Origin of the sequence: Lacinutrix sp. 5H-3-7-4 (genome assembly GCF_000211855.2) — a bacterium.
In the GTDB taxonomy this organism is placed as follows: domain Bacteria; phylum Bacteroidota; class Bacteroidia; order Flavobacteriales; family Flavobacteriaceae; genus Lacinutrix.
Genome location: NC_015638.1, coordinates 1,388,713 through 1,404,182 on the forward strand (window position 1 = coordinate 1,388,713; position 15,470 = coordinate 1,404,182).

The following is a 15,470-nucleotide window of genomic DNA, read 5'->3' on the forward strand; positions in this document are numbered from 1 at the left end:
CGATACAAAACTTATTTTAGTTTTTCTTTTTCAAATAAGTATTGTATCGTGTAATAATAAGCACACTTTAATTTTATTTCTTTTTTGGGTGTACTAATTTCATTTCATCAATTAATCTTGTAGCGCCAGCAAACTTATCTACAATAAATAGTACATAACGAGCATCAACCATAATGTTTCTACAAATTTCTGGATCGTAGTTCATATCACTCATTGTGCCTTCCCAAACACGATCAAAATTTAGTCCAATTAAATTTCCATGAGCATCAATAGCAGGACTTCCAGAGTTTCCTCCTGTTGTATGGTTGGTTCCTAAAAAGCAAACCGGCACTTTTCCATTAGCATCTGCATATTGTCCATAATCTTTTGCTTCGTATAAATCAAGTAGTTTTTTGGGTACATCAAATTCGTAATCTCCAGGCACATATTTTTCTATAACACCATCTAGATAACTTACAGGTTTATAGTAAACAGCATCTCTAGGCGAGTAACCTTTTACTTGGCCATAGGTTACACGTAGTGTACTGTTGGCGTCTGGAAAATAACGCTCATCTGGTAACACTTCCATTAAAGCTGTCATGTACTTAGTTTGTAATGCAGTAATTACTTCGTTTTTTTGTTTAAACTCACTATCTATATTAGTGTAGTAATCTTCTATCATTGGCTTAGCGTATTTGTAAGCAGCATCTTTATTTAGTTTCTTTAAAACATCTTTTGGTTTACCTTCTAATAACTTTAAGGCAGTGTCTAAGTTCGTAAATGCTGTTTCTCCATAAATTAAAGCGTTTACATTTTTGGTATAGTATGGCATTACAGCTTCAAAAACACCTTTGTCTATATTTACATCGTAATTTTTGTGTATACCTTTTAATCTTGTTACTAAAGCTTTTTTTGCACGTTCAAAGTTAGCTTCGTCTGCTTCTGTAGCAGCTTCAAGTTGGTATGCTCTAAAAGTCATTTGCATTAGTTCGTTAGTAACAATAAAAACTTCTATAAAGTTTCTACGCTTAATGTTTACTGCAGAAAAATCTTTATAAAGTGCATCAAACTCTGGTAAAATGTTTCCGTATTTTCCAGTTAAAGCTTTTTGTTTTAAAGCTTCTGTAAATTGAGCTTCAAACTTTCGTCTTTCGGCTACGGCGTTACTTTTTTCGATTCCTAAATTTTCGCCAATCCATTTTTTCCATGCATTTGCAATTCTAGCTTGTTTAGAAGCATATTTTATGCGTACATCATCACTGGCTTTCATTCCTGCATCAATCACTTTTAAAGCGGCTTCACGAATAGCAATATTACTTGGGTTAAATTCTTTTGTAATATGCTCTATAGCTACAGCAGGTAAATATTCATTGGTACGACCAGGAAAACCAAAAACTAATGTAAAATCACCTTCTTCGATACCATCTAAAGAGATTGGTAAAAAATGTTTTGGTTTATATGGCTTATTATTTTTACTATATTTTGCAGGTCTGTTATTTTCATCGGCATAAATACGAAACATAGAAAAATCACCAGTATGTCTTGGGAAAACCCAGTTGTCTGTATCGCTACCAAATTTACCAATACTTGTTGGCGGAGCACCAACTAGACGAATATCTTCAAAACGTTCGGTAATAAATAAAAAGTATTGATTGCCTTTATAAAACGATTTTACTTTTGTGTCTTGCCAATCTTCTTTTACAGTAGCACTTTGTACTGCATTACTATTTTTATCTATTGTAGATTGCTTTTCTTTTTCAGACATAGTCTCTGTTACACCAGCTAAAACTTTAGATGTAACATCTTCAATACTTACAATAAACTCAATGTATAGTCCTTTATTTGGTAATTCGTCTTCTAAATTCATTGCCCAAAAACCATCTTTTAAATAGTCGTTTTCTAAAGAAGAATGTGATTGTATTTGGCTAAATCCACAGTGGTGATTTGTTAATATTAAACCTTGATCACTAATTACTTCACTGGTACAACCGCCATTAAAATGGCCAATAGCATCTTTTAGGCTGGAATTATTAACATCGTAAATGTCTTTTGCAGTTAATTTACTTCCAAGATTGGTCATTTCATCTTCATTCATACCTTCTAAAAGTGAAGGTATCCACATACCTCCTTGTTGGGCAGAAACGTTGATTGTTAGTAATACAATTAAGAGTTTTAAGAATTTCATATAGCAAATTTTTTATGATGGACTAAAATATAAAAATTAGTTAAATGAATAATGAAATTACAATATTTAACTATATTTAATTTATATGAAACACCAATCTAAACTCCCAAATGTAAGCACCACTATTTTCTCTGTAATGAGTGCTTTGGCTAATAAACATGATGCAATAAATTTATCGCAAGGCTTTCCTAATTTTAATAGCGATAATAAATTAAAAGAATTAGTAACAAAAGCAATGCATTCTGGTTATAACCAATACGCACCAATGCCTGGTAATTTAGACTTACGTGAAGCGATAGCAAATAAATTTGATTTATTGTATGGTACAAGTTACAAACCAGATACCGAAATTACAGTCACCGCAGGAGCAACACAGGCGATTTATACTATAATTTCTGCCTTTGTAAAACCAGAAGATGAAGTTATAATATTTCGTCCTGCTTATGATTGTTATGAGCCAGCAATTGAAATTAATGGAGGTAAAACAATATCAATACAACTTGAAGCACCACATTATAGTGTTAATTGGGATACGGTAGAATCTCTATTTACAAACAAAACAAAACTTATAATAATAAATACACCTCAAAATCCAAGCGGTTCTATTTTTTCTGAAAAAGATATGGCGGCATTAGAGCACATAACAAAAAATTCTAACTGTATAATTTTAAGTGACGAAGTATATGAGCATATTATTTTTGATGGTGTACAACACCAAAGTATTTGTAGGTTTCCTAATTTAAAATCTAGAAGTTTTATAACAGCATCTTTTGGTAAAACATTTCACAATACAGGTTGGAAACTTGGATATTGTTGTGGGCCTAAAGTGCTTATGGATGAGTTTAGAAAAGTACATCAATTTAATGTGTTTAGCGTAAACCACCCAATGCAAAAAGCATTAGCAGAATATTTAAAAATACCTAATCGTTATTTAGAACTCTCACAGTTTTATCAAGACAAACGCGATTTGTTTTTAAATTTAATTGCACCATCAAGATTTAAATTTGTTCCTGCAAAAGGGACGTATTTTCAAGTGTTAGATTTTTCTAATATTACTACAGCGTATGATGTAGACTTTGCTAAAAGATTAACAATTGAAAATAAAATAGCATCTATTCCATTATCTGTATTTAACGATAATAACAGAGATGATAAAGTTTTGCGTTTTTGTTTTGCTAAAACCGAAGACACACTAAAACAAGCAGCAGAAATTTTAAATAAAATATAAATTAGTATATTAGAAATAGAATTTTATAACAATTAATTAATGAGAATATTAAAAATCACAGGCTTGTTATTATGCCTTGGAGTTAGTTTTGTAACTGCTCAAGAAGTAGATTATAATAACGAAATTTATACCGTAAAAAACAATAAAGTTTATAAAGCAGGAGAAGAGCAAACCGAGCAGTTAACCAATGCTGCAAAAGAAGAAATTATTACACGTTTTAATAGGCTTAAAGAACAAGAGGAAGCTTTAAAAAAAGCAGAAAGAGAACAAGAAAAAGCTAAACGAAAGCAAAAAATTGCCGAAAAGAAACTTAAAAAGGAAAAGGCAAAAGCAAAAAAAATAGAAAAGGCAAGAACTAACTTAAAAAAAGCCGAAAGTAAATTAGAAAAAGAGCAAAAACGATTTGCTAGTTTACAAAAAAAAGGAAAAATAGAACTTGATGATTTATCTAAGTGGGATGAGAAGCTACTTAAGTTAAAAGAAAAAGTAACCAAAGCGCAAAGACGTTTAAAACGCTTATAATTTATGAGTGCAAATTTAAATGTCGCAATAATACAATCTAATTTAGTATGGGAAAACCCAGTACAAAACCGTATTAATTTTGGTGATAAAATTGAAAATATAAATCATGCCGTAGATGTAATTGTTTTACCAGAAATGTTTACAACTGGTTTTACTATGAATGCTAGTGTAGTTGCCGAGTCTATGCAAGGCGAAACAGTAAGCTGGATGAAAAATTTGGCAGCAAAAACAAACGCAGCTATAACCGGTAGTGTGGTTATTAAAGAAAATAATAATTATTATAATAGATTACTTTTTGCTAAACCTAATGGAGATATAGAATATTATAATAAACGCCATACGTTTACTTTAGCAGGTGAGCATAAAGTATATACTGCAGGACAAAAACAAAAAGTAATAGAATATAAGGGTTGGAAATTAGCCACTTTAATTTGCTATGATTTGCGTTTTCCTGTTTGGGCAAGAAACACTCAAGACTATGATGTTATATTATATGTTGCTAATTGGCCAAAACGTCGTGTAGCTGCTTGGGATGCACTTTTAAAAGCAAGAGCTATAGAAAACATGAGTTATTGTATAGGCGTAAATAGAGTAGGCTTAGACGCTAATAATTACGACTATTCTGGACATTCTGCTGTGTACGATGTTTTAGGTGAAAAAATCACAAGTTTACCTGTTGAAAAAGAAGGCATAGAAATAGTAGAAATTACTAGAAGTCACATTGAAAAAAACCGAAAACATTTAGGGTTTTTAAACGATAAAGATAGTTTTAATCTAATAATGTAAACGTAATAATTTCATCAAACCCAGCAGTACCTTTAATTACATCACTATAATAGCTTACGCGCTCTGGTTGTATACCTTTTAAGTAGTTTCCTGAATCGTAAACACCATTGCTATTAGTATCATAAACAACTCGTAAATAGTACTCCTTAGGGTCTAAAAATAAAAAGTTTAAAGGCTTAGCTTCAGTTAAATATTTAGAGTCTAAAACATCTCCTTCTTTATTTGTTAGTTCAACTATTAATGGAAATTTTCCGTTTTTAATATTTACTTGTGCGTTATAATAACTGTACTTTGTTTTTGTTCTTAGGCTAAAGTTTAAAGTATCGTTAGTGTTTTCAAAAAAGTCTACTAATGCATTTGGCAAAGCTTGAATTTTGTAATTGTTTTCTTCGGTTTTTTCAAATTTAAAACTATAGGTGTTTGAAAGACTATCATAAACAGTGGTGTAAGGAACTAAAGTAGAATCCTGTTGCATGATAGTAATTTTACTTTTATCTATAGATTTAAACGGAATGTTGCCAGAAAGTTTAAAATCTTCATTAAATTTAATACCATTACTAGGTTGCGATTTAACTAAAAGTGAATCTTTTAAATTATCTTTAATTTTTACCGTAAACGTATCTATTGTTTTGTTATTTGTAACCTTAAATATTAGAGAATCTACATCTAGTTTTGGAGAGTAGAAGTAATTTAAAGTATCGGTTTTAGCATCTTTAATAACTCGTGATTTATAATCTTCTGGAACTTGAGAAAGGACTTCGAATTTTACATCTTTATAATCGCCTTCAAAACCAAAAGCTATTTTTTCTCCGGCAACTAATTTTGGTCTTGTTGCTTTGTAGTCTAAAGTTTCTGTAAATAATTCTAATTCATAAAAAGCAGAGTCTGTTGGTACAACTATTGGCTTTTCATAAAAAGCAATTTTATCAAGACCTTGTTGAAACTTATTATCGCTATTACCATCTTTTAAAGCGCGAAGCATATAGGTGCCAGCCTTTACGTTTTCAATAGTAAAGTTTGTTGTGCTATCTAATGTATTTGTAATGTAACTTGGTGACTGTTTGTATATAGTAGAGTCGTTGTATGTAGAATCTTTTTCATATAACATTACAGATACAAATTCGTCAGTTTTTAGCTCTAACGCATTTTTAATATTTCCTTTTACAGAAAGAGAATCTATATAACTTCCAGTAGAAAAAACATAACGATAATAAATAAATGGGTTCTCTTCATTATTGTCCACGATACTGTTTCCAAAATTAAAAGCATAAGTTGTATTAGGCTTTAAAGTATCGAAAATTTTAATGGTAATATATTTACTTGCAGTACCAAGCGGCGTAATTTCTGCAGGAGTAGACATTGGTGGAGAAACAATAAGTTGTTTACTAATGTCTTTCATTTTAACATATTCATCAAAATAAATTTTAATTTCATTACCTGTAAAGTTAGTAGAGTAATTTTCTGGAATAGACTTAGTGATACTTGGTGGCGTAACATCTTTTTCGCCTCCTGTAGGATTTCCTCTATTTGCGCAATTAGCAAATACAGTTAGTATAACAATAAAAAGTAATAAATTTAAAAGTTTGTTATGCATATTTAATATCTATTAATAGGCAAATTAACAACTTATTTATAAACTAACATAAATAGATTTGTGTTAACCTTAAAGGTTTATAAAGAATTTAACGTAAACTAGGCTATTGCCATTGTAGCGATACTTATTTTTATATTGTTAGCTTTATTAAGTTCTGCTATGCAAGCCTCTAAAGTAGCGCCAGTTGTTATAATGTCGTCTACCAGTAAAATGTGTTTATTATTAAGTTTTTGTGTATTGGTAACTGCAAAAAGTTCTGTGTTGTTTTGCCAACGTGCAAAACGTTTTTTGTTAACCTGTGAGCTTGTATTTGTAATTTTTTGTAAAATTTTATCTTGATATTCTGTATTTAGAGCTAGAGCAATCTCTTTTCCAAATTTTTCTACTTGGTTATAGCCTCTACTACCTAATTTGGTTTTGTGAAGTGGTACTGGAATAACCATATCTATAGCGTTGTAATTATTTGTTTCTTTTAATTCTATACCAAGCCATTTACCTAAAAACGTTCCTATTTGTTGTTGCTCTCTATATTTTAAATCATGTAAAAGCTGTTGTACAATACCTTTTTTTTCAAAGCGGAGTAATGCTGTTGCTTGTTCTAATTTTGCTCGGCCATAAAATACTTTTTTTACAAAGTCATCATTTGTTTTATGGTAATTAGTAACAGGTAAATTGTGCCTGCAAGTGGTGCAAATATATTTTTCGTTATCATTTAACAATAGTTTACAAGCGCTACAAACTTTAGGGAAGAAAAGGTTTATAAGAGAATTTATCACAATTAGTTAAAGTTTCAACTTGTTAAAAAGCAAATACATAAGCGATTGTATTTATTATAAAGTTACTTTTTTTAAATTAAATGAAAGTATTAAGACTGTATTTGGCGAAAAATTATTGCTTTATCAATTTTTTTATCTGTTTAACGATTAAAAGAAGAATAAACAAACTTTATTAATAGTTTCGCGTATTAAATTAATAATGTAAGATGATAGTTAACCCTCAACCATTTAGCTACAGATTAATTATTGGTTCATTGATTATAGCAATAGCAGTATTAGGTTCTTTTAGTTACATAAGTTATAAAGACGTAAAAGAAAACCAGGCATTTGTTGAGCAGGAAAACAAACTTGTAGAAAACGAATTGTCTGAAATGATTTCTCAATACGATAAAATTGAAGTAGAAAACGAAGGTTTAAAAATTCAATTTGAGAAAGCAAAAACTAAAATGCAAATCATTTTAGACTCTGTTAAAAATATAAGACCAAGTGGATCTTTAATATCTAAATATAAAAACCAAATTAGAGTTTTAAAATTAGAGAAAGCTAAAATTTTGGCTGTAGTAAATACATTACAAGCCGAAAATAAAGCGCTAAAAGAAATAACCCAAGATTTTGAAACCGTTTTAGCAAACGAAAAAACAGTTGTTAAAGATATTAAACAACAAAATAAGCAGTTAATTAGTGCTAACTTTAATTTAAAAGAAGATTTAGAAAAAGCAAAGCAACTAAGTATAGTAAATTTAGAAGCTCAAGCAATAAAAAGAATAAATTCTAGAAGAAAAGTAGACACTAAATACGCTAGAAAAACAAATAAAATAGATGTTTGTTTTACAATAACAAAAAACGAGTTTATAACAGAAGGAGAAGAGGATTTATACATTCAGATTTTAGATAATAAAATGAATGTAGTAGCAGATAAAGGCTCAACAGTGTTTGGAAAACGTTCATTAATATATTCTTATAAGAAAACCATAAACTTTAAAAATAAAGCGCAAGATGTTTGTGTTTTAATAGAAAAGGAAGAAGAAGAAACATTAGAAAAAGGCCTGTACTTTGTAAATGTTTTTCACAACGGTAAAACATTAGGAAAAACAACCATTGAATTAAAATAAATATAACCCTCAATATTTTTATAAAAACCGTTCCAAATATGGAGCGGTTTTTTATTTTTGTAGCTATGGCAAATCAAGACGATCAATTTAAAAAAGTAATCTCTCACGCAAAAGAATACGGTTACGTATTTCAAAGCAGTGAAATTTACGACGGCCTAAGTGCTGTTTACGATTACGCACAAAACGGAGTAGAGTTAAAAAAGAACATTCGCGACTATTGGTGGAAAGCCATGGTACAAATGCATGATAATATTGTTGGTATAGATGCAGCAATATTTATGCATCCAACCACATGGAAAGCCTCTGGTCACGTAGATGCCTTTAGCGATCCATTAATAGATAATAAAGACTCTAAAAAACGTTACAGAGCAGATGTTTTAGTAGAAGATTATTGCCTTAAAATTGAAAACAAAATAGAAAAGGAAGTAAAAAAAGCAAGCAAACGCTTTGGTGACGCCTTTAATAAAGAAGAGTTTTTAAGCACTAATCCACGTGTTTTAGGGTACCAAGAAAAAATAGATAGTATATTATCCCGTTTAGGAAAATCTTTAGAAAAAGAAGATTTAGCAGATGTTAAGTTGCTAATTGAAGAATTAGAAATTAATTGCCCAGTTAGCGGTAGTAGAAACTGGACAGATGTTAAGCAATTTAATTTAATGTTTGGTACTAAACTTGGAGCCAGCGCAGAAAGTGCAATGGATTTGTATTTAAGACCAGAAACAGCACAAGGTATTTTTGTAAACTTTTTAAACGTACAAAAAACTGGGCGCATGAAAATTCCTTTTGGTATTGCACAAACAGGAAAAGCCTTTAGAAACGAAATTGTAGCAAGACAATTTATTTTTAGAATGCGTGAGTTTGAGCAAATGGAAATGCAATTTTTTATAAAGCCAGGAACTCAAGGCGAATGGTATGAGCACTGGAAAGAAACCAGAATGAAATGGCATTTATCTCTTGGTATGGGAGCAGAAAACTACCGTTTTCATGACCATGAAAAATTAGCACACTATGCAGATGCCGCAGCAGATATTGAGTTTAAATTTCCGTTTGGCTTTAAAGAGTTAGAAGGTATTCACTCACGAACAGATTTCGATTTAAAAGCTCACGAAGAACACTCTGGAAAAAAATTACAATATTTCGATCACGAAGATAATGCAAGTTATACACCGTACGTTTTAGAAACATCTATAGGTTTAGACCGTATGTTTTTAGCAGTATTCTCTAACGCTTTAGTAGAAGAAGAATTAGAAAATAATACAACCAGAACCGTTTTAAAATTACCAGCAGTATTAGCGCCATTTAAAGCAGCTATTTTACCATTAGTAAAAAAGGATGGATTGCCAGATGTCGCTAAAAAAATAGTTGAAGATTTAAAATGGGACTTTAATGTTACTTACGACGAGAAAGATGCCGTAGGAAGACGTTATAGAAGGCAAGATGCCAACGGAACACCGTTTTGTATTACTGTAGATCACGATACTTTAGAAGACAATACTGTAACCATAAGACATAGAGACACAATGGAACAATCTCGTGTTAAAATTGAAGATTTAAAAAGTATTATTAAAAAAGAAGTTGATGTTAAAACGTGGTTAATGAAAATGAAGTAATAAATTCCTGCGTAGGTAGGAAATCTAAGATTCAGCATAGCTAATCTCAAAAAAACAACTCTCAAACATATATTTGTTTGGGAGTTTTTTATTTTCCTAAAAATAAGCTTTCAATTGTACAGTACCAGTATGTATTGTATTACTAGTTTCGGTTTTACGTCCAAAATAATTAAGGTTTAAATCTAGATACTTTGTTATTTTTTGTTGGGCAAGTAAAGTCCAAGTAAGGTTTTTACCAGGTTGTAAACCTTCTAGCATTTGGTAGCCAACAGGTGAGTTAGCGTTACCTTCAAACGTATTAGAAAACACATTAAACTCGCCAGAAATCGCAGATTTTACATTGGCGTTTATAGAAAAAGATAACCCATATTTTTGTTGCTCCAAAGTTTCTAATCCACCAATAGTATTTGCTTTGTTACTGTATTGGTAGAACACATCAAAACGTATTTTATCGTTTAGTAAATAAGAAAGTTTTGGATTAAAGCGCTCTTCGTCTATTTTAAAATTTCTAGACACAAAGTTGTTACTAAACGTTTCATTTGTATCAAAACTACTTAAAAAATTTATTAGCCAGCTTTCAGCAAATTTATGGTTAAAATTAAATTGATGACTTTTTAAAGTATTGGCAACAAAACTTACGTCTTCAGGATTTCCTGTGTTAGAGAGAAAGCTTAAAACGTTTCTAGACTCATTGTTTAAATACGTGTAAGATGTTGTGTAATGCTGTTTTCCGCGGTTAAAAAACAAAACATTTCTAAAATTTAACTGAAGCCCAAGTTGGTTAACTTCATCGTTTTCAAATGGATTAAGATTAAAATTATTACCATCACGTTTTAATTTTCTATCTACTAAATAACTACTCTGGTTATAAAAATGAGACCAGAATTTTTTTGTTTTATTGTCGCTATTTTGCCATTCTCCTGGGTTTATGGTAATAGATTGGCTTAACCTATTTTGATGTGTTTTTATAAAAACTTGATTTGGTAAAAGCACTCTTATGTATTGACCTTGATCTTGAAATTGGGCTATTTCAAATTCTTCAATTTCTTGTATGCCATTATTATTATAATCGTTCCAGGTATAAGCACCTTGACCAGGTTCTACTTCTACGTATGTAAAATCTTGTTGCGGTAAGGTACCAGAATTGGTTTCGAAAACCGTATTCCATTGTACAAAGTTTTTAAACAGTTGTTGATTATAAACCAACCTGGAATTTAAAGATTGTTCGTTTTCTATGCTTTCATCTTTACTATTTAATTTTCTGTAGTTTACAAATAGCGATAAATTGGTTTTTGCATTTTTAATTAAACGAGAATCTAAATAATAAGTGTTTGAGTTGTTAACACGTTTAAGTTCATTATTTCTTATGCTATCGTTTACTCGATATTTATAACCAACTTCTACAAAAACATTGGTGCTATCTCCAATACCTGTAAAGGCTTCGTATGCAGTAAATTTTTGACTTAAATCTGTAAGTTGTTGGGTGGCATTATTGGTTTGTTTATTGTTTTCGGCACTAAACCTTCCACCAATCCATGGTTTGCCAAAACTGTATCTTAAAGTATTGTAAGTTCTAAAAAATGTTGAATTACTCAAAGTAGCTTCAGCTTTTAAAAAGCTTGAATTTGTATTAATCCAAAGCTTTTCATTTAAAAATAAATTAGCATTTATAGAATGTCTATTTCCTGTGAAGTCTTGTGAAAAATTAAGGTGCTCGTACAAATAATTAGCATTTCCTTTTTTGTCATGAAAAGCATTAGTACCAGCAGAGAATAATAATTGATCGCCAAAATTACTATTTAAACCAGTTGTTGTATTGGCATCAATATTCCAATCTCTATTAAATTCTACATTATATAAACCTTCAATGTTTCTAAATTCTTGTTGTATAAAATCTGTATCTACAAAAGCATTTACATTCCAAAGGCTGTCTTGTTTAATAATATTTTGTTTAATATTAAGTTTAGCAGCAAATCCGTCGTTATTATTATCATCTAAATTTGAGAATAAATTTAAATCGTTTTTACTACCGGCAAGTTCAAAATTAAGTTGAGTTTTCTCGGTAGGAGTATACGTTCCGTTTACAACGGCGACTTGTAATTTTACAGGCGCGACTAATTGTACTATAGGTTCAAAATTACCTTGTGGTACACCTAAAACTGGTGCAACATATTCATAAATGGTATTTATGGCATTAATACTACTAATAGTGTAATTACCTTGAGACTCGCCAACATTGGTAAAGCGTACACTAAATAGGGTATCGTCTGGGTTGTTAGAATATTCAAAAACCTCTTCGCCACCAATAATTATTTTTCTGTATAAAATTCGGTTTTCGTTATAAGCTTCTTCTACGCTTGATGGTGCAACCATTTGTGACCTTTCATCACCAGCTTCGCTTAATATTTCTACTTGCTCTGGAGATAGGTTCTGTTGTAATGGGTTGTTTTTAGAATCATTTTCAGAGTAAACCGAAGCTCCAATACTAAATTTCTCGCTAGTATAATTACCACCACCATAAGCCACAATTCTAGAGTAATTACGGTCGCTAAATTGGTAGTCTACAGTAATTCTCATTTCGCTAGTTATTGGAAAAGTAGAATTAAATATAATTTCTCCAGCATTATAATCTATAATATAATCTTCGCTTTCGCCACGTTTTATGGCAATACCATTAACATAAACGGTTTCGCTACCAGAAACAATAAGTACAAATAATTCACCATTGGGACCTTGTAATTTATAAGGACCTTGATTACCTTCTTGCGCAGTAAATTGGCTAGTAGTAAATTGGCCACGAACAATTGCACCAGCAGCAAATAAATTGGTTTGAGATTCTTTGCCTAAATTGGCTTTAAGAGATAGACCTTGAACACGTTTTGAAAAAGCCGAGAAATAAGAATTTGAGTTTTCTAAATCTATATCTCCTGCACGAACATTCCATCTATCGCTAAAAATCTCAACAAAAACTTGGTCAAACTCATCTAGTCTTTGTGAGTAACCACTTTCTTGTAAAGGTATATTAGCATCTTGTATAGAGGCGCGTAGCGAAACGGTTTCACTTAATTTACCAGTAATCTGTAAGTCTAACTCGCTATTTAAAACCGAGTTTTGGTTGTTGCCAATAGTAATACCACGAGAAATACTTCCGCTAGTAGTTAAGCCATCAAAAGGCGTAAACGTGTTAGTAGTATTAGGTTGAGAAATACGGTATATTTTATTTAGTTTATTGTTATTTTCAACAATAACAGCATCATCAAATTGTTTGTACGTTTTTATTAAAAAATCAGGATACTTTAAATAGCTAATATTTATAGAGTCTGCAGCAATAGGTTTTTTAAATTTTAAAAGAGCTTTAGAAAAATCTACACTATAATATGTAGTATCAATAATGGTGCTATCTTTTAAAGTAACTTTAAAATCTTTAGCATTAATACTTACAGAGTCAATTAAAATTTCTTGAGTTACAGCAACTGTTTTTTGTTTATAGTTTCCGTTTGCATTTTGAGCAAAGGCAAAACCTATAAAAAGGAAAGCAAAAAAAGTTAGCGTAAATTTCATACAATAGTTAAACTAAAAACAAGTAAATATATTTTGTTAATAGTTTTTCAATATTTCAATAACTAATAAAGCTGTAAAAGTAATGCATTATATTATTTTAGCTAAAACCTAAAAAAATAATATGAAAATCATTTCTTACAACGTAAACGGTATACGTGCAGCATTAAAAAAAGGATTTATAGAATGGCTAGAAGGAGCCAATCCAGATGTTTTATGTTTGCAAGAAATTAAAGCTATGCAAGACCAAGTAGATGTAGAAGCTTTCGAGGCACTTGGTTATAAATATCATTATTGGTTTAGTGCTAATAAAAAAGGGTATAGTGGTGTGGCAATTTTAAGTAAAATAAAACCAAACCATGTAGAATTTGGAACCGGAATAGAAACAATGGATTTCGAAGGTCGTAATATACGTGCAGATTTTGATGGAGTATCAGTCATGAGCATGTATTTACCATCAGGAACAAATATGGACCGTTTAGAATTCAAGCTAAATTACATGGACGAAATTCAAGACTATGTAAACAAACTTAGAGAAACCATACCAAACCTAGTAATATGTGGCGATTATAACATATGTCACGAAGCCATAGATATACATAACCCAAAAATGAAAAACGTTTCAGGTTTCCTGCCAGTAGAACGCGAATGGATAGGCAACTTTATAGACAGTGGTTTGGTAGATTCTTACCGCTATCTAAATCCAGAAAAAGTAGAATACAGTTGGTGGAGTTACCGTGCCAATGCCAGAGCAAACAATAAAGGCTGGCGATTAGACTATGCCATGGTAACACAACCATTAAAGCAAAAAATAAAAAGAGCAGTAATATTAACACAAGCCGTGCACAGCGATCACTGTCCAATATTATTAGAGCTAGACATGTAATTTTAGGGCGTTACCAAGCCAAGCAAAGCTATGTCTTGGTCGGGCTCTCGCAAGTCGCTCTCTGCGAGGAGCTCCAACAATTGCTCCATCCCTAACGCGGGCATATTAACAAACATTTAAACCAAATTACAAGCAATTTAATTTTTGGTAAATTACTTTAGTAAAGCCTTTTAGTAAAAAGAAATTATAAATTATGAAATACACAACACTACCATCTACAAATATAAAAGTTAGTAAAATTTGTTTAGGCTCAATGACTTGGGGAAACCAAAACACCGAAGCAGAAGGTCACAAACAATTAGATTTCGCAATAGACCAAGGTGTAAATTTTATAGACACAGCAGAACTTTATCCAGTACCAGCCGAAGCAAAAACACAAGGTAGAACAAGTGAAATTATAGGAACATGGCTAAAAAAATCAGGAAAAAGAGATAAAGTAGTAATAGGGTCAAAAATAGCAGGAACAGGAGAATACACAGCGCATATTAGAACCACGGGATTTAGCAAACAAAGTATAAAAGACGCAGTAAATAACGAGTTACAAAGATTACAAACAGATTATATAGACCTTTTTCAATTACATTGGCCAGAAAGAGAAACAAATACATTTGGCAGCAGAGACTACAAGCACAATCCAAATGATGCATGGAATGACAATTTTAAAGAAGTTTTACAAAGCTTAGATGAGGTTGTAAAATCTGGAAAAATAAGACACGTTGGTATATCAAACGAAAAAGCTTGGGGAACTATGCGTTATCTTCAAGAAGCAAAACAAAACAACCTGCCAAGACCAATAACTATACAAAATGCCTATTCATTATTAAATAGGGTATTTGAAGGAGATATGGCAGAGATAGCAATAAGAGAAAATATTGGACTTCTAGCATATTCGCCAATGGCATTTGGAGTGCTTTCTGGTAAATACATAAAAAACCAAGCAACAGAAAATTCAAGACTAAAGCTTTTTCCAAGATTTGCACGTTACAGTAGCGAACAATCAACAAAAGCAACAAAGCAATACTTAGCTTTAGCAGAAAAAAACAATATGTCTTTAGCACAAATGGCATTAGCATTTGTAAATCAACAGCCATTTATAACAAGTAATATTATAGGAGCAACTAGTATAGAGCAACTTAAAGAAAATATTAACAGTATAGAAATTAATTTATCGCCTATAATACTAGAAGAAATTAATAATATACACGCTACAATCCCTAATCCAGCACCATAATTC

11 protein-coding genes are annotated in these 15,470 nt (G+C 31.0%); 7 read left to right on the forward strand and 4 right to left on the reverse strand.

The window, feature by feature from the left end; translation table 11 throughout:
* Positions 1-73: 73 nt before the first annotated feature.
* Positions 74-2,164 carry a S46 family peptidase gene (locus tag LACAL_RS06065; protein ID WP_013869833.1) on the reverse strand — a complete coding sequence of 697 codons (2,091 nt, stop codon included), beginning with the start codon at positions 2,162-2,164 and terminating at the stop codon, positions 74-76.
* 85 nt (positions 2,165-2,249) lie between these two features.
* On the opposite strand from LACAL_RS06065, the gene LACAL_RS06070 reads away from it, so the two are divergent.
* From LACAL_RS06070 to LACAL_RS06080, 3 genes are read left to right on the forward strand one after another with little or no spacing between them, the layout of a single operon-like run.
* On the forward strand, positions 2,250-3,392 hold the full coding sequence (locus LACAL_RS06070; RefSeq protein WP_013869834.1) for a methionine aminotransferase: 1,143 nt from the start codon (positions 2,250-2,252) through the stop codon (positions 3,390-3,392).
* Between the two features lie 39 nt (positions 3,393-3,431).
* On the forward strand, positions 3,432-3,914 hold the full coding sequence (locus tag LACAL_RS06075) for a hypothetical protein (RefSeq protein WP_013869835.1): 483 nt from the start codon (positions 3,432-3,434) through the stop codon (positions 3,912-3,914).
* Between the two features lie 3 nt (positions 3,915-3,917).
* Positions 3,918-4,700, forward strand: a complete 783-nt coding sequence (locus tag LACAL_RS06080) for an amidohydrolase (protein WP_013869836.1) — start codon at positions 3,918-3,920, stop codon at positions 4,698-4,700.
* On the opposite strand, the gene LACAL_RS06085 is transcribed toward LACAL_RS06080, so the two are convergent.
* Together LACAL_RS06085 and LACAL_RS06090 are read right to left on the reverse strand one after the other, a co-directional pair.
* Positions 4,684-6,294, reverse strand: coding sequence for an Ig-like domain-containing domain (locus LACAL_RS06085; RefSeq protein ID WP_013869837.1), 1,611 nt, complete (start codon positions 6,292-6,294; stop codon positions 4,684-4,686). The two genes, LACAL_RS06080 and LACAL_RS06085, sit on opposite strands and share 17 nt — an antisense overlap.
* A gap of 98 nt (positions 6,295-6,392) precedes the next feature.
* Positions 6,393-7,070: a ComF family protein gene (locus LACAL_RS06090; protein WP_041301328.1), complete on the reverse strand. Its 678-nt coding sequence runs from the start codon at positions 7,068-7,070 to the stop codon at positions 6,393-6,395.
* 206 nt (positions 7,071-7,276) lie between these two features.
* Here LACAL_RS06090 and LACAL_RS06095 point away from each other — a divergent pair, with 206 nt between their 5' ends.
* Together LACAL_RS06095 and LACAL_RS06100 are read left to right on the forward strand one after the other, a co-directional pair.
* The gene (locus LACAL_RS06095) at positions 7,277-8,182 is read left to right on the forward strand and encodes a hypothetical protein (RefSeq protein WP_013869839.1); all 906 of its coding nucleotides are present in this window, start codon (positions 7,277-7,279) and stop codon (positions 8,180-8,182) included.
* Positions 8,183-8,247: 65 nt separating this feature from the next.
* Positions 8,248-9,792: a glycine--tRNA ligase gene (locus LACAL_RS06100; protein WP_041301752.1), complete on the forward strand. Its 1,545-nt coding sequence runs from the start codon at positions 8,248-8,250 to the stop codon at positions 9,790-9,792.
* 96 nt (positions 9,793-9,888) lie between these two features.
* Here LACAL_RS06100 and LACAL_RS06105 read toward each other — a convergent pair whose 3' ends face one another.
* Complete coding sequence (locus LACAL_RS06105) at positions 9,889-13,353, reverse strand: hypothetical protein (RefSeq protein WP_013869841.1); 3,465 nt, start codon at positions 13,351-13,353, stop codon at positions 9,889-9,891.
* Between the two features lie 121 nt (positions 13,354-13,474).
* Here LACAL_RS06105 and LACAL_RS06110 point away from each other — a divergent pair, with 121 nt between their 5' ends.
* A complete protein-coding gene (locus tag LACAL_RS06110) occupies positions 13,475-14,236 on the forward strand; it encodes an exodeoxyribonuclease III (protein ID WP_013869842.1) in 762 nt (253 codons plus the stop codon).
* 193 nt (positions 14,237-14,429) lie between these two features.
* Positions 14,430-15,467, forward strand: a complete 1,038-nt coding sequence (locus LACAL_RS06115; RefSeq protein ID WP_013869843.1) for an aldo/keto reductase — start codon at positions 14,430-14,432, stop codon at positions 15,465-15,467.
* Positions 15,468-15,470 lie beyond the last annotated feature (3 nt).